Origin of the sequence: Variovorax sp. RCC_210 (assembly GCF_041355175.1) — a bacterium.
Classification (GTDB): Bacteria; Pseudomonadota; Gammaproteobacteria; order Burkholderiales; family Burkholderiaceae_C; genus Variovorax.
Genome location: NZ_JBFUPJ010000003.1, coordinates 532,673 through 548,263 on the forward strand (window position 1 = coordinate 532,673; position 15,591 = coordinate 548,263).

Consider the following 15,591-nt stretch of genomic DNA (forward strand, 5'->3'; position numbering starts at 1 on the left):
ATCGGGCCATCGTTACGGGAACACACACATGAACCTCACGCAACAGGCAAAACAGGTACCGCTGTCTCAACTCGGCGTCGCGCCGCTGCGCCAGCAGCTGCGCGCCGGCACGCTGCGCAGCGTGGACCTGGCCGACGCGCTCATCGCGCGCACCGAGGCGCACGCCGCGCTGAACGGCTATGTCGCCTTCGACGCCGAGGCGCTGCGCGCCCAGGCCAGGCAAGCCGACGCGCGCATCGCGGCGGGCGAAGACCTGGCGCTGCTGGGCGTGCCGGTGGCGCTCAAGGACAACATCGACGCCGTGGGCCTGCCCAGCGCGGCGGGCACGCGGGCGCTGGCCGGCCTGCAGCCGCAGCACGACGCCGAAGTGGTGCAGCGCCTGCGCAAGGCCGGTGCGTTGATTGCCGGCAAGGCGAACATGCACGAGCTGGCGATGGGCATCACCACCAACAACAGCGTGACCGGCGCCGCGCGCAACCCGTGGGAGCCCTCGCGCATTCCGGGCGGCAGCAGCGGGGGCTCGGGCGTGGTGGTGGCCGCCGGGCTGGTGCCCGCGGCCATCGGCACCGACACCGGCGGCTCGGTGCGCGTGCCCGCCGCGCTGTGCGGCGTGGTCGGCCTGCGCCCGACGACCGGGCGCGTGCCGGGCCGGGGCATCGCGCCCATCTCGCTGACGCGCGACACGGCGGGGCCCATTGCGCGCAGCGTGGAAGACTGCGCGCTGCTCGACGGCGTGCTCAGCGGCAGCGCGCAGCCGCTGGTGCCCGTGTCTTTGCAGGGCGTGCGGCTGGGCCTTCCTGGCCCGGGCTTCTGGGAAGGGCTGGAGCCGGGCGTGCACAGCGTGGCGCAGGAGGCCATCGAGCGCCTGCGCAGCGCCGGCGCGCAGTTGGTCGAGGTGCCGCTGCCGGCGCTCGCGGGCTTCAACGAGGCGGCGGGTTTTCCGATTGCGCTGTACGAGTTCATCCGGGACATGGGCGACTACCTTCGCTACGCGCAGCGCGGCGTGAGCCTGCGGCAGCTGGTCGACGCCATCGGCAGCCCCGACGTGGCCGCCATCGTGCAGCCGCTGATGGGCGAGGGCGCGGTGCCCGAGGCCATCTACGCGCATGCGCTGCAGGCGCGGCGCGGGCTGCAGGCCGTGTACGCCGAAGCCTTCGCGGCGCATGGCGTGCGGGCGCTGCTGTTCCCCACCACGCCGCTCACGGCCGCGCCGGTGGGGCACGACGTCACAGTGCAGTTGAACGGCCAAGCGCTGCCCACCTTTTCCGCCTTCATCCGCAACACCGACCCCGGCAGCAACGCCGGCATTCCGGGCGTGACCTTGCCCGCCGGGCTCGCGGGCGGCCTTCCCGTGGGCCTGGGGCTCGACGGGCCGGCCGGCAGCGACCGCGGCCTGCTGGCGCTGGCCGCCGCGGTGGAGGCGGTGCTGCCGCCGTTGCCGTCCGCGCCCTGGCTGCGCTGAGCGCGCTGGGTGCTGCAAGTGTTCTGAGCGCGCCTGCGCTGCCTCGTTCTTTTTCATTCCAACCAGGAGTTCCCATGGACCGTCGTACCTTCCTCCACGGCCTTGCAGCCGCCGCGGCCGCCAGCGCGGCGGGCGTGCGCGCGGCGTCGCCGCTCAACGTGGCCGTGATGCTGCCCATGAGCGGGCCCGCCGGGCTCTTCGGCCCGTCGGCCAAGGCCTGCGCCGAACTGGCCGTGCAGACGATCAACGCACGCGGCGGCGTGCTGGGCCGCACCATCAACCCGCTGTTCGGCGACGCGGGCCTGCCGCCGGCAGAGGCCTCGCAGACCGCGCTCAAGCTCTGGAAGGGGCAGGGCGCGCAGGCGGTCATCGGCATGCACGACAGCGCCGTGCGCGGCGCGCTGGTGGGGCTGTTCAAGGGCCAAGTGCCGTACTTCTACACGCCCGTGTACGAAGGCGGCGAGTGCGCGCGCGGCACCTACGTGAACGGCGAAACGCCCGCGCAGCAGCTCGCGCCCGTCATTCCCTGGCTCGCGGCCGAGCGCAAGCCGAAGAAGTGGTACCTGATCGGCAACGACTACATCTGGGGCCGCAACACCAACGCCGCGGCCAAGGGCTACATCGCGCAGACCGGCGCGCAGGTGGTGGGCGACGAGTACCTGCCCTTCACCGCCGACAACTTCGACTCCAGCCTCGCGCGCATCCGCGACAGCGGGGCGGACGCGGTGCTGGTGTCGCTGGTGGGCGGTGCCTCGGTCACCTTCAACAAGGCCTTCGCGAGCTTCGGGCTGGCCGACAAGGCCATCCGCCTGGGCTCGCTGCTCGAGGAGAACACGCTCGCGGGCATCGGGCTGGCCAACGCGCGCAACCTGTACTCCAGCGCGGGCTACTTCGCCAACATCGAGACGCCCGCGGCCAAGGCCTTCTCGGAGGCGTACTTCAAGCGCTTCGGCGCGCAGGCGCCCGCGCTCAACGGGCTGGCCGAATCGGTGTACGAAGGCTTCCTGATGCTGGAGGCCATTGCCACGCGCGCCAAGTCGCTCGACGTGGCGAAGATGGAGCCGGCCAGCGAAGGCGCGAGCTACAGCGGCCCGCGCGGCGCGGTGACCATGCATGCGCGGCACGTGGACCAGGACATCTACCTGGCCGATGTCGGTGACAAGGGCTTCCGCGTGGTGAAGACCTTCGCGCACATCGCCTCCGGCCAGACCTGCAAGGTGTGACGCGGTCATGGACACCAGCTGGCTGCTGCACGCGCTGAACCTGGCCTACGCGCTGGCCACGCTGGGCCTTACCACGCTCGGGCTGGCGGTGGTGTTCGGCCTGCTCGGCGTGATGAACATGGCGCACGGCGAGTTCGTGATGCTGGGCGCCTACGCCGTGGTCACCGTGCAGTCGTGGGGCTGGCCCATCGCCACGGCCATGCCGCTGGCCATGGGGGTGTGCGGCGTGCTCGGCTACGCGGCGGAGCGCTGGCTGATTCGCCCGCTGTACGCGCGCCCGTTCGACACCCTGCTGGCCACCTGGGGCCTGGCCATGGTCATGCGCAAGACGGTGGAGGCGGTGTACGGGCGCGGCTACCGCAACATCGAAAGCACGCTGGGTGCGCCGGTGTCGCTGGGCGGCGTGCAGTACCCTGGCTACCGGCTGGCATTGATTGCGCTGGCCGTGGTGCTGATGGTGGCGCTGGCGCTGTGGTACCGGCGCAGCACCATGGGCCTGCGCGTGCGCGCCATGACGGGCAACCCCGTGCTCGCGCAGGCGCTGGGCATCGACACGCGCCGGCTCGCCTCGCAAACCTTCGTCATCGGCGTGGTGCTGGCCGGCGCGGCCGGCGTGCTGCTGGCGCCGCTGGTGCGCATAGAGCCCGGCATCGGTGTCGACTACCTGCTCGATTCCTTCTTCGTGCTGGTGGTCGGTGGCCTGGGCACGCTGGTCGGCTTCGGCGGCGGCGTGGGCGTCATCGGCGGCACGCAGTCGGTCGTCAGCAGCATCACGGGCCAGACCAGCGGCTATGCGGTGGTGCTGGTGTTGTCGATCCTCTTTCTCTGGTTGAAACCGAATGGACTCTTTGGACGCCGTTGATTCCACGCTGTCGGCGCCATCTGCGCCAACTGCACTATCTGCGCGACCCGTTCGGTCCGGCGCATCGCGCTGGCGCACGCCCGCCGCGGGCCCCTGGCTGCTCGGTTTGGTGCTGGTGGCGCTGCCCTTCGTGTCGAACGACTTCATCGCCTACCAGATCGCGCTGTTCCTCATCTACGGCATCGCGACGCAGGGCGTGGCGCTGTGCTGGGGCCGGCTGGGCTTCCTGCCGCTGGGCCATGCGCTGTTCTTCGGGCTGGGGGCCTACCTGGCCGGCGGCACGCTGAAGGCCGCGCAGCAGCAGCCGGGGTGGTACGCCGCCTTGCCGCTGGCGCTGCTGCTGCCCGCGGCGCTGGCCTACCTGACGGCGCGGCTGGTGTTCGCGCGCAGCCACCGCAGCGGGCCGTTCTTCTCGCTCATCACGCTGGCGATGACCATGCTCGGCTTTCTCGCGGCGCAGCAGTGGAGCGCGGTCACGGGCGGCTTCAACGGCATGGCTGACATTCCGGAACTGCCCGGCACCGAGCGCTACAGCAGCTTCTACTGGGTTGTGGCCGCATGCGCGCTGGGCACCACGCTGCTGCTGGGCGGCGTGCTGCGCCGCCCGCTGGGCCTGCTGTGGAGCGCGCTGGCGCAGAACGAAGAGCGGCTGCAGCTCTTCGGCTATGCCACCGACCGCATCAAGGCCGTGGCCTTCGCTTTCTCGGCGATGCTCGCGGCGCTGGCCGGCGTGCTGTTCGCGATGCACCAGGGCATCGTCACGCCGCTGACCATGGGCTTCGTGCTGTCGACGGAGTTCGTCATCTGGGCGGCGGTCGGCGGCAAGGCCAGCCCCTTGGGTGCGTTGCTGGGGGCGGTGTTCGTGGGCTATGCCTCGTCGGAGCTGCGCGATCACTTCGCCTACTGGGAGGTGGCCGTGGGCGCGATCTTCATCGTGGTGGTGCGCTTTCTGCCGGACGGGTTGGCGGGGCTGGCCGGCATGGGGCGGCGCTTCAAGCCCTTCAGCGCGCCCGACGAAGCCGCGTCGCTCCCGCGAACCCTGGCACCGCCGGTGCCCGCGCAGCCGGCCAACGTGCGCCTCGCGTTCGAGCAGGTCGCCTGCGCGCAGGGCGGCGTGCGCATCCTCGACGGCCTTGCGTTCGACCTGCAGGGCCCCGGCCTGCGCTGCGTGATCGGCCCGAACGGCGCGGGCAAGACATCGGCCTTCAACGTGATGACCGGCCGGCTGCCGCTGCGCACCGGGCGCATCCTGCTCGACGGCGTCGATATTTCGGGCGCCACCGCCTGGCGCGTGGCGCGGCAGGGCGTGGGGCGCAAGCTGCAGATTCCGTCCGTGTTCCCGGGCTTGAGCGTGAGCCAGAACCTCGACGTCGCGCTGTGGGCGGGGCGCATGCGCCCGGCCGCGTCGTTGCAGCGCGCGCCGCTCGCATGGGACAGCGCCTTGCGCGGCGAGCTGCTGGGCCTGTTCCCCTCGCTCGCCAGGCAGTTGCAGTCACCGGCGGGCAGCCTGTCGCAGGGTGAGCGCCAGGCGCTGGAGTTCGTGATGACCATGCTGCCGCAGCCGCGCCTGGTGCTGCTCGACGAACCCTGCGCGGGGCTTTCGCCGGGCGAGACGCACCACATGATCGAGGCCATCAAGACCGCGACCGGCCGCCTCGGCGCGGCCGCGCTGGTCATCGAGCACGACATCAGCGCGGTGGCCTCCATCGGCGGCGAGGTGTACGTGCTGCACCAGGGCAAGCTGCTGGCGCGCGGCCCGCTGGCGCAGATACAGGCCGACCCGGCCGTGCGCGCGGTGTACGCGGGAGCACGCAAATGAGCGAGGTGTTGCTCGACTTTGCGGACGTGGTCTGCGGCTACGGCGACACCATGGTGCTGCGCGGCCTGGCGGGTGCGGTCGGCCCGGGCCGGGTGCTCGGCGTGCTGGGCCGCAACGGTGTGGGCAAGACCACGCTGATGCGCGCGCTCACCGGCTTTCTGCCGCTGAAGCAGGGCCGCGTGACGCTCGGCGGGCGCGACCTGGCGCGCGTGCCGCCGCAGCAGCGCCTGGCCGCCGGCATGGCCTACGCGCCGCAGGAAGACGTGGTTTTCGGCGACCTCAGCGTGGCCGAGAACCTGTGGCTGCACCTGCGCGGTCGCGACGCCACGCGCTATGCCGACGGGCTGGCCGCGTTCCCGCGGCTGGCCGAGCGCATGGGCCAGCGCGCCGGCTCGCTCAGCGGCGGCGAGCGGAAGCTGCTGTCGTTCACGCGCACCCTGGGGTTGCGCGCGCCGCTCTCCATCCTCGACGAGCCGACCGAGGGCGTGCAGCCCGAGAACATCGAGCGCATGGCCACGCTGGTGCGCGCGCGCAAGGCGCAGGGCGCCGCCTTTGTCATCGTCGAGCAGAACCTGGAGTTCCTGCTGGCGGTGGCCGACGACATTTTGGCCATCGACCATGGCGAATGCTCGCTCGCGGGCGCCGCGGCCGACCTGCCGCGCGAGACGCTGGAGCGGCACCTGGTGGTCTGACCCCCGCGCGAGCCCGTGCGGTCTGTGGCACATTCCAGCCTCCGCCAAGACCCATGAGCCACCTCGACCTCAACCTCGTTCGCGTGTTCGTCGCGATCCATGAAACGCGCAGCGTCACGCAGGCCGCCGAACGGCTGGACGTGACGCAGCCGACCATCAGCTACGGCTTGGCGAAGCTGCGCAAGGTGTATGCAGACCGGCTCTTCACGCGCGGCACCGGCGGCCTGGTGCCGACCACGCTGGCCGACCAGCTGTTCCAGCGCTACCGCGAGGCGCTGACCTCGGTGGAGGGCACGCTGGAACTGCACACCGCCTTCGACCCCAAGCGCTCGACACGGCGCTTTCGCCTGGCCATGTCGGACATCGGCGTGCTGTATTTCGTGCCGCCCTTGCTGCGCAAGTTCCAGGAGTCGGCACCGCGCATCGAGATCGACATCGTGCAGATGGCCGACGCGCTGGGCGAAGACCTGTCGGCCGGGCGGCTGGACATGGCCATCGGCAACATCCCGGCGCTGGCCTCGCACATGCGCAGCGCGCTGCTGTTTCGCGAGCACTACGTGTGCCTGATGTCGGCCAACCACCCGACCATCGGCGAGCGCATGAGCCTGCAGGAGTTTTCTTCGGCGCGGCACGTGATGGTGTCGTCGCCGCGCTCGGGCCACTTCCTGATCGAGGAGGCGCTGGCCGAGCGCGGCATCAACCGCAACATCGTGGCGCGCGTGCCCCAGTTCACCGTGCTGCCGCAGCTGCTGTCGCAAAGCGATCTGCTGGTGCTGCTGCCCTCGCGGGTGGCGGAGCTGTACGTGAGGCAGGGCGGGCTGAAGGCGCTGGCGCTGCCCGTGCCGCTGCCCGACTTTCAGGTGCAGGCGCACTGGCATGCGCGGCACGAATACAGCGCCGCGCACCGTTGGCTGGTGGAAGAGATCGTGCAGACGCTCGGCAAGCTCTGAGGGAGCGGGCTGCTGACGGGCTTGCTAGAAAGCCGACATCTTGCCCAGCGTTCGGGCCGAGCGCGCGAGCCCTTCGAAGATCGGGCCCGACACCGCGGCCGGAAACTGCGCCGGCAGGCGCGCGCCGACCCGCTCGATGACACCTGGCGTTGCCGCGAGCACGCGCTGGATGAGGTCTTCGGCGTCGGGCCCGTAGTGGCACTTCTGCGCCATGGCGTTGAAGTGCCGCCGCTGGATGGCCTTGAACTGGTAGTGCTTGCTCTTGCCGACCAACGCCATGGCCAGCTTGGCCTCGTGCTTGGAAAACTGGTTGTGGCCCTTGCCTTCCACCGGCCAGATCGACATCACGTCGTACACCGGCGTCAGCCGGTAGCGGCCCATCGGCAGCCACGCGATGCTGAAGTTCTTCGCGTGCCCGTCGGGCGCGCCCAGCATCCAGAAAAGCAGTTGCACGGTAATGAGCGTGCCCAGGTCTTGCTGGGCGTCGAGCGAGCTTCGCAGCACGCCCGCCAGGTCGATCATGCCGGGGCCGCCGTCGGCCTCGTACTTCAGGTGCGACGGCTTGCCCAGGGCCTGGCAGAAGTCTTCCTGCGGCAGGCGCAGCCACCAGTTGCCGGACGAATGCAGCCGGCGGTCGAAGCGCTCGACGGCCAGCACCTTCTGCGCGCCGAAGCGCAGGATGGCGGTGCGGGGAACGGGAACGCCGTACTCCTGCAGGATGTTCAGGCAGAGCCATTCGTTTTCCACCGAGGTGGTGAAGTCGGCCTTGCGATGGCCGACCAGGCCCAGCGGCAGCTTCAGGATGTGCGTGGTGGGCGTGGAGCCATGCGGGCGCACCCACTGGCTTTGGTGCCACAGCAGCGCCGTCTTTTCCTGGGCGCCGGCCAGGGAGATGCGCAGCTCGTCCTCGGGCGCCGTTTGCGCCGCGAACCTGCCCGGGTCGACGGTTTGCTGCAGCAGCTTTTCGACATCGGCCTCGCTCATCGGGTCGCCCTCGATGCGGTCGACGCTCGCCGGGCCGTCGTCTTCGCCCAGCAGCTGGATGGCGCCCACGCAATCGCGGCCGATGGCCTGCAGCAGGTCGAAGGGCTGGGTCGTGCGCGTTCGGAAGCGGCTGGCGATGCGCTCGCGAATCGGCTGGCTGTCGGGCAGCAGGTTGTCGAAGTAGTTCTGGACGACCGGGCCCTTGTGGGTGAAGCCGCCCACCAGCGGAAGCGACAGCGAGAGCGGGCGCCCCGTGGCCGAGCCGACCCAGGCGTCGTCGTAGCTCAGCTCGTCGGCGCCCCGCGCGGGAATGCGCCAGGTGCCGACGCGCTCGCCGTTGGCCCAGATGGAAAGCGCCGGCATGTTCGGTGTGCGCGCCATGCTCACCATTCCGACGCGGGCGGCTCGTTGGCGACATGCCGTGGGCCGGCCGGGTCGGCGCCTGTCGCGTAGGTCGAGAGCCTGCCCGGGTTCTTCGAACCGACCAGCATTTCGAGGCCCAGCACGCCGAACAGGGCCAGCAGCTGCTCCAGGCTCACCGAACCGGGGTTGAGCTCCATGTGGGACATGCGGCTCTGGCTGATGCCGAGGCGTTCGGCCAGCTTCACCTGGGAGATGCCCGCCTCCTTGCGGGCGGCCTTGAGCAGCACGCCGAGCTGCGAGGGGACCGATAGAACTTGCTGCATGGTGGTTACCGATGAAGTGGGTAACCATCAGCTTATCGATGTGATGGGTATTTGTCAAAATACCCATGGAATGGGTATTCAAATAAATACCCGTCAAGTGGGTAAATCGATGACTAGACGAGGTACTGGCGAATCGCTTCCTCGTTCCACCCGATGCCCGTTCCCGGCTCGGCCGGCGCGGTTGCCGTGCCGTTCTCGAACGCCAGCGGCCGCGCCAGCACAGGCGCCGCCAGGTCCATGCGCTCCAGCAGGTGGCGCGTGGGCGTCACGGCCAGCAGGTGCACGCTGACCTCCTGGAAGATGTGGCTCGACATCGGCACCCCATGCGCCTGCGCCAAAGCCGCCGCGCGCAGCCAGCCCGTGACGCCGCCGATCTTCATGGCATCGGGCATCGCCAGGTCGCAGGCACCGGCCTGCAGCGCCTTGGCCATTTCGTCGGGGCCGCACCAGTTCTCGCCCATCTGGATGGGCAGGCGCACCTTCTCCCGGATGCGCGCATGGCCCGCGTAGTCTTCCTGCAGCGTGGGCTCCTCGATCCAGCCGATGCCTTCGTCTTCCAGCGCGCGAATGCGGCGCACCGCCTCCGGCGCCGAGAGCCCCTGGTTGTAGTCGACCAGCAGTTGCGTGTCGTTGCCGACCACGCCGCGCAGCGCGCGAACGATGGCCAGGTCTTCCGCCAGCGTGGCGTAGCCGATCTTCGTCTTGATGGCCCGAAAGCCCTGCCGCATGGCGCCTTCGGCGCGCGCCATGCCCAGCTCGCGCCCGTCCATGCTGTGGCTGTCGTAGGCCTCGATGGCGCGGCGGCTGCCGCCCAGCAGTTCGACCAGCGGCACGCCGCGGGCCTTGGCCAATGCGTCCCACGCGGCCATGTCCAGCCCCGCGCCGGCCATGAGCGCAATGCCTGTGCGCCCCAGCAGCCGCAGGCGCTGCGCCAGCAACTGGTCGAGATCCACGGGCGCCAGCGGCTGGCCCTTCAGCACGCCGCCCAGCGTCAGCAGCATGCGCCGCGTGGCCCGCAGCGCCAGCGGCGTGTAGGTGAACACATAGGCGTGGCCGACCACGCCCTGGTTGGTGTACAGGTCGATCAGCACCAGCGGCGCCGTCGCCACCACGCCGACGCTGGTGCGCACCGGGTGCTCCAGCGGCACGTTGACCGCGCGCGCCTGCACATCGGTGACGAGCAGGCTGCTGTCTAGAGAAATGTTCATGGCTTGAATGTCACAGTCCCAGGTAGGCGGCCTTCACGCGCTCGTCGCGCAGCAACTGCGCAGCGGGGCCACCGAGCGCGATGGCGCCGGTTTCCAGCACGTAGCCGACGTCCGCGACAGACAGCGCGGCGTGCGCGTTCTGCTCCACCAGCAAGATCGGGATGCCGCGCGCCTTCAGCCTGGCGATCACGCCGAAGATCTCCTTCACCAGCAGCGGCGCCAGCCCCATCGACGGCTCGTCGAGCAGCAGCACCTTGGGCTCGCTCATCAGTGCGCGTGCAATGGCCAGCATCTGCTGCTGGCCGCCCGAGAGCGTGCCGGCGGCGAGCAGGCGCTTTTCTTCGAGCACCGGGAACAGCGCGTACATCTCGGCCAGGCGCTGCGGCCGGCCGTCGGGGCGGGTGTAGCCGCCGAGCAGCAGGTTGTCTTGCACAGACATCGGCCCGAACACCTGCCGCCCCTCGAGCACCTGCGACAGGCCCGCCCGCACGCGCGCGTCCGCGCTGTCGCGCCCGATCTCGCGGCCGAACAGCGTCACGCTGCCGGCACTGGCCTTGATGAGCCCCGACACCGCGCGCAGCAGCGTCGTCTTGCCCGCGCCGTTGGCGCCCACCAGCGCCACCAGTTCGCCTTGCCCCACGCGCAGGTCGATGCCGTGCAGCGCCTCGATGCGGCCATAGCCCGCGAAGAGCCCGCGTACCTCCAGTGCCGTATCGCTCATGCGGCCTCCGCTTCTGTGCCCAGGTAGGCGGCGATCACCTGCGGGTTGGCGCGCACCTCGGCGGCCGTGCCTTCAGCCAGCTTGCGGCCGTAGTCGAGCACCAGCAGGTGGTCGGAGATGTTCATGACCAGCTTCATGTCGTGTTCCACCAGCAGCACCGTCACGCCCGAGGCGGCGATGCTTCGGATGAGCTCGGTGATCTCGTGCGTCTCGGTGTCGTTCAGGCCGGCGGCGGGTTCGTCGAGCAGCAGGATGCGCGGCTTGCTGGCCAGCGCGCGCGCAATTTCCAGGCGCTTCAGCAGGCCGAAAGACAGCTGCGTGGCATGTGCGTGGGCATGGTGGCCCACGCCCACGTAGTCGATGAGGCGCAATGCCTCTTCGCGCAGCGCGGCGTCGGCGCGGCGCGTGGCGCCCGTCATGCCGCCCAGCAGCGAGCTGCGCGTGTGCAGGTGGGCACCGAGCATCACGTTTTCGCAGGCCGTCATGTTCATGCAGATCTGCAGGTTCTGAAAGGTGCGGCTCATGCCGCGGCGCGCCAGCTGGTCGGGCGCCAGGCCCGCCACGTTCTCGCCGTTCAGCAAAATCTCGCCGCGCGTGGGCTCGTACACGCCGCTGATCAGGTTGAACAGCGTGGTCTTCCCCGCGCCGTTGGGCCCGATCACCGAATGCACCGAGCCGCCGCGCACGCTGAAGCTCACGTCCTGCATGGCGTGCACGCCGCCGAAGGACTTGCTGAGGTTCTTCACTTCGAGCATGTCAGGCCTTCCTGCGCAGCCGCTGCGCAATGGAGGGCACCAGCCCCTTGGGCAGGAACATCATGGTGAGCATCAGCACCAGGCCGAAGAACACCATTTCGTAGCCGTGCAGGCCGCCCAGCAACTGCGGCAGCGCCGTGAGCAGCGCGGCGCCCAGCACCGCGCCGAAGGTGGAGGCCATGCCGCCCAGCACCACCATGGTCGCGAGTTCGACCGAATGGGTGAAGGCCGCGAGAGAAGGGCTGATGAAGCCCAGGTAGTGCGCCGTGAGGCTGCCCGACACCGCCGCGAACACGGCCGAGACCACGAAGGCGCGCACCTTGAATCGCGCCACGTCCACCCCCATCACGCGCGCCGCCACTTCCGAGCCGTTGAGCCCGCGCAGCGCCCGGCCCGCGGGCGACTCGTACAGGTTGAGCGACAGCAGCACCGACAGCCACAGCAGCACCGCGGCCAGCGCGTACCAGTGCATCACCTTCGCGAACGCGAAGCCGGCCACCACCAGCGGCGGCACCGGCATGCCGTCGGGCCCGCCGGTCCAGTCGACCTCGTTGATGAGCACGATGTTGACGATCACGCCCAGCCCCAGCGTGGCCATGGTGAGCGAATGGCCCTTGAGCCGCAGGATCGGCTTGGCGATCAGCCAGGCCACCACGGCCGCTCCGACCGCCGCACCGCCGATGGCCGCGAGCGGCGGCCAGCCGAAGCGCACCGTGACGATGCCGCTGCCGTAGGCGCCGATGGCCACGAAGGCCGCGTGGCCGATGCTGATCTGCCCGGCAAAGCCCATCAGCAGGTTCAGCCCGATGGCCGCGATGGCCGCCAGCGCGATGCGCACGGCAACGTCGGCCACGTAGTTGTTCGGCATGGCCAGCGGCAGCAGCGCCAGCACCAGGGCCAGCACCAGAAGCGAGGGACGCAGGAAAGCGCTCTTCGACATGTTCATACGCGGTCCGAAGTCTTGGCGCCGAACAGCCCGTGCGGCATCACCAGCAGGATGAAGACGATCATCACGAACGGCACCGCGTCCTTGTAGGCCGACGACACGTAGCCGGCCATCAGCGCCTCCAGCAGCCCGACGATGAGCCCGCCCACCACCGCGCCGCCCGCGCTGCCCAGGCCGCCCAGCGTGGCCGCGACGAAGCCCTTCATGCCCAGCATCAGGCCGATGTCGTACACCGTGGTGGTGATGGGCGCGGCCACCACGCCGGCCACGGCGCCCAGCAGCGCCGACAGGCCGAACGACAGCTGCAGGATGCGCGAGGTCGGAATGCCCACCGCGCGCGCCGCCAGCGCGTTGGCCGCCACCGCCAGCATCGCCTTGCCGACCATCGTGAAGCGGAAGAAGGCGAAGCACAGCGCCACCAGCACGGCCGCCGTGCCCAGCACCCACAGGCTCTGCGGCAGCACGTAGGCGCCGAGGATGGACAGCGAGGCATCGCCGCTGAACGCCGGCAGCGTCTGCTGGTTCTTGCCGAGCACGATCTGCACCACGCCCTGGATGAAGATCGACGCGCCGATGGTGATGATGATGAGCGACACCACGCTGGCCTCGCCCGCCGGCTTGATGGCCAGGCGGTACAGCAGCAGGCCCGCCACCACCGTGGCCAGCACCCCGCCCACCATGGCCACGCCGTAGGGCAGGTGCGCGCCCAGCAGGGCGGCGGTGACCATGGCGCCCAGCATCAGGAAATCGCCCTGCGCGAAGTTGATGACGCCGCTGGCGTTGTAGATCAGCGAGAAGCCCAGCGCGGCCAGCGCGTAGATCGCGCCGGTGGTGAGCCCCGAGAAAACGAATTGCATGAAGTCAGCCATGGGTGTCTCCGGCTTGAAAGGCTTGGGGGTCTCGTGCGTTGGCGAGCAGGTGCTCCGGCGAGATGTCGGCCACGCGGTCGGCGCCGATCAGGATCATGGTGCGGGCGATTTCGTCGGACAGCGCCGCCAGCACGCCGCGCGCGCCGGCTTCTGCGCCCGTGGCCATGCCCCACACCGCGGGGCGGCCGACGAAGGCCGCGGTGGCGCCGGTGGCAAGCGCCTTCACCACGTCGCTGCCGCGCCGGAAGCCGCTGTCGACGAACACCGGAATGCGCCGGGCCACGGCGTCCACCATGCGCGGCAGCACCGAGATGGTGGAGGGCGCCGCGTCCAGCTGCCGCCCGCCGTGGTTGGACACCACGATGGCGTCGGCCCCGTGCGACACGGCACGCCGTGCGTCGTCGGGGTGCAGCAGGCCCTTGATGACCAGCGGCCCGTCCCACAGGCGGCGCAGCCAGGCCAGGTGCTCCCACACCAGCGTGCGGTCCATGGTGCGGGAGAGCAGGGCGGCCTGCACCTGCGGCGAGGTGGCCCCGTCGTTCGACTCGCTCAGGTTCACGAACGAAGGCGAGCGCCCCTGCATCGCCATGCCGAGGGACCATGCCGGGTGCAGCGCCAGGTCGAGCAGCGTCGAGGGCGTGAAGCGAAACGGCAGCTTGAAGCCGTTGCGCACATCGCGCTCGCGCAGGCCGCTCACGGGCGCGTCCACCGTGAGCACCAGCGCGCCGTAGCCGGCATGGCGCGCGCGGCGCACCAACTGCTCTGCGATGGCGCGGTCGCCCATCACGTACAGCTGCATCCACTGCACGGCCTCGGGGTTGCGTGCCAGCGCGGCCTCGCGCACGGCCTCGAGCCGGTCGTTCGACGGTGTCGACAGCACGTGCGGCACGCCGGCCGATGCGGCGGCGCAGGCCAGCAGCGTGTCGCCGTGCGGCCGCACCAGGCCCGAGAAGCCGACCGGCGCCACGCCCGCGGGCACCGACCAGCGCCGCCCGAACACCGTGATGCCGGTGTCGGCATGGCGGGTGTCGCGCAGGGCGGTGGGCAGCAGGTGCAGGCCGGCCAGGTCGGCGGTGTTGCGGCGAAGGCAGTCTTCGTTGTCCGCGCCGCCGTCGACATAGTCGAAGACGAAGCGGGGCAGCCGCCGGCGTGCGTGCCGGCGGTGGTCGTTCGCATTGAGCTTCATGCGCGTCTTTCGCGGCGCGCGGGCCTCAGCGCACTTCCTTGAACACGCCTTCCTTCACCTCGACCATGCGGAAGGCCGACACGTCCAGCCCCATGTGGTCGGTGGCCGACATCTTGTAGATGCCGCTCACGCCGACGAAGCCGCTGGTGGCCTCGATGGCGTCGCGCACCTTCTGCTTGTCGGTGCCGCCGGCGCGCTTGATGGCGTCGACCAGCAGGAACAGCGCGTCGTGCGCGTAGCCGCCGAAGGTCGACACGTCCATCTTCGCCTGCGACTCGTAGTCCTTCGCGTAGCTCACGCTGACCTTCTTCTGCGTGTCGCTGTCGGGCAGCGCCTGCGCGATGAGCAGCGCAGGCGAGGGCATGCGGATGCCTTCGGACGACTTGCCCGCGATGCGGATGAACTCGGTCGAGGCCTGGCCGTGCGTGGTGTACAGCGGCTGCTTCATGGCCAGCTGCTGGTAGTTGCGCGCGATGATGGCCGGCGCCTGCCCCGTGCCGAACACCAGGATGGCCTGCGCCGGCGACGACTTGATGCGCGTGAGCTGCGGCGTGATGTCGGTGTCTTTCTCGCCGTAGGTCTGGTCTTCGGCCACCTTCAGGCCCAGCGTGCCGGCGAGCTTGAGCGTCTCGGTGCGGCCCGACTTGCCGAAGCCGCCCGTGTCCGACAACAGCGCGAACTGCGTGAAGCCGCGCTGCTTCATTTCGCCCAGCACCTTCTCCGCGGCCATGCGGTCGGAGTGCGGCATCTTGAACACCCAGAGCTTCACCGGCTCGACGATGACCGAGGCGGCCGCCAGCGAAATCATCGGCACCTTTGCCGCCTCGGCCTGCGGCACCATCGCCATGGTGGAGCCGGTGGTGGAAGCGCCCAGAATCACGTCGACCTCGTCCTGCATGATGAGCCGGCGCGTGAAGGCGTTGGCCTTGTTGGCGTCGCTGGCGTCGTCGTACAGCACCAGCTCCAGCTTGCGGCCGAGCACGCCGCCGGCCGCGTTGATCTTCTGCACGTACATCTCCAGCGTCTTCTGCTGCGGGTCTCCCAGGAAGGAGGCGGGGCCGGTGGCGGACACCACGGCACCGATCTTGATGGCGTCGGCCGCGTGCACCACCGAGGCCAGCGGCAGCAGCGCCGCGGCCGCGAGCAGGGTGTTGACGGCGCGGCGGCCGAAGCGCGGGGAGGAGGGTCGGGCGTGGGGCTTGTCTGTCTTCATTTGTTGTCTCCGGAT

Annotated in this window: 15 protein-coding genes; 6 read left to right on the forward strand and 9 right to left on the reverse strand. The window is 70.2% G+C overall.

Going from position 1 to position 15,591, the window contains the following annotated elements; genetic code table 11:
* The first annotated feature begins 28 nt into the window (after positions 1 to 28).
* From iaaH to AB6807_RS14505, 6 genes are all read left to right on the forward strand, one after another.
* The gene (gene iaaH / locus AB6807_RS14480; RefSeq protein WP_371085117.1) at positions 29 to 1,462 is read left to right on the forward strand and encodes an indoleacetamide hydrolase; all 1,434 of its coding nucleotides are present in this window, start codon (positions 29 to 31) and stop codon (positions 1,460 to 1,462) included.
* 74 nt (positions 1,463 to 1,536) lie between these two features.
* Complete coding sequence (locus tag AB6807_RS14485; RefSeq protein WP_371085118.1) at positions 1,537 to 2,685, forward strand: substrate-binding domain-containing protein; 1,149 nt, start codon at positions 1,537 to 1,539, stop codon at positions 2,683 to 2,685.
* Between the two features lie 7 nt (positions 2,686 to 2,692).
* Positions 2,693 to 3,547 carry a branched-chain amino acid ABC transporter permease gene (locus tag AB6807_RS14490; RefSeq protein ID WP_371085119.1) on the forward strand — a complete coding sequence of 285 codons (855 nt, stop codon included), beginning with the start codon at positions 2,693 to 2,695 and terminating at the stop codon, positions 3,545 to 3,547.
* Entirely contained in the window at positions 3,525 to 5,366 is a 1,842-nt protein-coding gene (locus AB6807_RS14495; RefSeq protein WP_371085120.1) for an ATP-binding cassette domain-containing protein, read from the forward strand. Before AB6807_RS14490 ends, AB6807_RS14495 begins: the two co-directional genes overlap by 23 nt.
* Positions 5,363 to 6,058, forward strand: a complete 696-nt coding sequence (locus AB6807_RS14500; RefSeq protein ID WP_116911274.1) for an ATP-binding cassette domain-containing protein — start codon at positions 5,363 to 5,365, stop codon at positions 6,056 to 6,058. Before AB6807_RS14495 ends, AB6807_RS14500 begins: the two co-directional genes overlap by 4 nt.
* Positions 6,059 to 6,111: 53 nt before the next feature.
* On the forward strand, positions 6,112 to 7,008 hold the full coding sequence (locus tag AB6807_RS14505) for a LysR family transcriptional regulator (protein ID WP_165840401.1): 897 nt from the start codon (positions 6,112 to 6,114) through the stop codon (positions 7,006 to 7,008).
* A 24-nt stretch (positions 7,009 to 7,032) separates the two neighbouring features.
* Here the strand turns inward: AB6807_RS14505 and AB6807_RS14510 are convergent, their stop codons facing one another.
* The 9 genes from AB6807_RS14510 to AB6807_RS14550 form a co-directional block, all read right to left on the reverse strand.
* Complete coding sequence (locus AB6807_RS14510) at positions 7,033 to 8,373, reverse strand: type II toxin-antitoxin system HipA family toxin (protein ID WP_371085121.1); 1,341 nt, start codon at positions 8,371 to 8,373, stop codon at positions 7,033 to 7,035.
* A gap of 2 nt (positions 8,374 to 8,375) precedes the next feature.
* Positions 8,376 to 8,678 (reverse strand): helix-turn-helix domain-containing protein, encoded by a 303-nt coding sequence (locus AB6807_RS14515; protein WP_371085122.1) that lies wholly within the window; start codon positions 8,676 to 8,678, stop codon positions 8,376 to 8,378.
* A 113-nt stretch (positions 8,679 to 8,791) separates the two neighbouring features.
* Entirely contained in the window at positions 8,792 to 9,886 is a 1,095-nt protein-coding gene (locus tag AB6807_RS14520; protein WP_371085123.1) for an enolase C-terminal domain-like protein, read from the reverse strand.
* Positions 9,887 to 9,896: 10 nt separating this feature from the next.
* Positions 9,897 to 10,607, reverse strand: coding sequence for an ABC transporter ATP-binding protein (locus AB6807_RS14525; RefSeq protein ID WP_371085124.1), 711 nt, complete (start codon positions 10,605 to 10,607; stop codon positions 9,897 to 9,899).
* Entirely contained in the window at positions 10,604 to 11,362 is a 759-nt protein-coding gene (locus tag AB6807_RS14530; RefSeq protein WP_286515171.1) for an ABC transporter ATP-binding protein, read from the reverse strand. The genes AB6807_RS14525 and AB6807_RS14530 overlap by 4 nt, the downstream gene beginning before the upstream one ends.
* Before the next feature lies 1 nt (position 11,363).
* Positions 11,364 to 12,308, reverse strand: coding sequence for a branched-chain amino acid ABC transporter permease (locus AB6807_RS14535; RefSeq protein WP_371085125.1), 945 nt, complete (start codon positions 12,306 to 12,308; stop codon positions 11,364 to 11,366).
* On the reverse strand, positions 12,305 to 13,177 hold the full coding sequence (locus AB6807_RS14540; protein WP_116911268.1) for a branched-chain amino acid ABC transporter permease: 873 nt from the start codon (positions 13,175 to 13,177) through the stop codon (positions 12,305 to 12,307). The genes AB6807_RS14535 and AB6807_RS14540 overlap by 4 nt, the downstream gene beginning before the upstream one ends.
* Positions 13,170 to 14,363, reverse strand: coding sequence for an alpha-hydroxy acid oxidase (locus tag AB6807_RS14545; protein WP_371085126.1), 1,194 nt, complete (start codon positions 14,361 to 14,363; stop codon positions 13,170 to 13,172). Before AB6807_RS14545 ends, AB6807_RS14540 begins: the two co-directional genes overlap by 8 nt.
* Positions 14,364 to 14,388: 25 nt before the next feature.
* Positions 14,389 to 15,576 (reverse strand): ABC transporter substrate-binding protein, encoded by a 1,188-nt coding sequence (locus AB6807_RS14550; RefSeq protein WP_371085127.1) that lies wholly within the window; start codon positions 15,574 to 15,576, stop codon positions 14,389 to 14,391.
* Between the last annotated feature and the right edge of the window lie 15 nt (positions 15,577 to 15,591).

What these genes read in the sequence shown, in the direction of transcription:
- AB6807_RS14490 (WP_371085119.1), top strand. Translation starts at nt 2,693, where the DNA reads ATGGACACCAGCTGGCTGCTGCACGCGCTGAACCTGGCCTACGCGCTG.
- AB6807_RS14505 (WP_165840401.1), top strand. Translation starts at nt 6,112, where the DNA reads ATGAGCCACCTCGACCTCAACCTCGTTCGCGTGTTCGTCGCGATCCAT.
- AB6807_RS14540 (WP_116911268.1), bottom strand. Translation starts at nt 13,177, where the DNA reads ATGGCTGACTTCATGCAATTCGTTTTCTCGGGGCTCACCACCGGCGCG.
- AB6807_RS14545 (WP_371085126.1), bottom strand. Translation starts at nt 14,363, where the DNA reads ATGAAGCTCAATGCGAACGACCACCGCCGGCACGCACGCCGGCGGCTG.
- AB6807_RS14550 (WP_371085127.1), bottom strand. Translation starts at nt 15,576, where the DNA reads ATGAAGACAGACAAGCCCCACGCCCGACCCTCCTCCCCGCGCTTCGGC.
- AB6807_RS14535 (WP_371085125.1), bottom strand. Translation starts at nt 12,308, where the DNA reads ATGAACATGTCGAAGAGCGCTTTCCTGCGTCCCTCGCTTCTGGTGCTG.
- AB6807_RS14485 (WP_371085118.1), top strand. Translation starts at nt 1,537, where the DNA reads ATGGACCGTCGTACCTTCCTCCACGGCCTTGCAGCCGCCGCGGCCGCC.
- AB6807_RS14495 (WP_371085120.1), top strand. Translation starts at nt 3,525, where the DNA reads ATGGACTCTTTGGACGCCGTTGATTCCACGCTGTCGGCGCCATCTGCG.
- AB6807_RS14520 (WP_371085123.1), bottom strand. Translation starts at nt 9,886, where the DNA reads ATGAACATTTCTCTAGACAGCAGCCTGCTCGTCACCGATGTGCAGGCG.
- AB6807_RS14500 (WP_116911274.1), top strand. Translation starts at nt 5,363, where the DNA reads ATGAGCGAGGTGTTGCTCGACTTTGCGGACGTGGTCTGCGGCTACGGC.
- AB6807_RS14510 (WP_371085121.1), bottom strand. Translation starts at nt 8,373, where the DNA reads ATGGCGCGCACACCGAACATGCCGGCGCTTTCCATCTGGGCCAACGGC.
- AB6807_RS14530 (WP_286515171.1), bottom strand. Translation starts at nt 11,362, where the DNA reads ATGCTCGAAGTGAAGAACCTCAGCAAGTCCTTCGGCGGCGTGCACGCC.
- iaaH (WP_371085117.1), top strand. Translation starts at nt 29, where the DNA reads ATGAACCTCACGCAACAGGCAAAACAGGTACCGCTGTCTCAACTCGGC.
- AB6807_RS14515 (WP_371085122.1), bottom strand. Translation starts at nt 8,678, where the DNA reads ATGCAGCAAGTTCTATCGGTCCCCTCGCAGCTCGGCGTGCTGCTCAAG.
- AB6807_RS14525 (WP_371085124.1), bottom strand. Translation starts at nt 10,607, where the DNA reads ATGAGCGATACGGCACTGGAGGTACGCGGGCTCTTCGCGGGCTATGGC.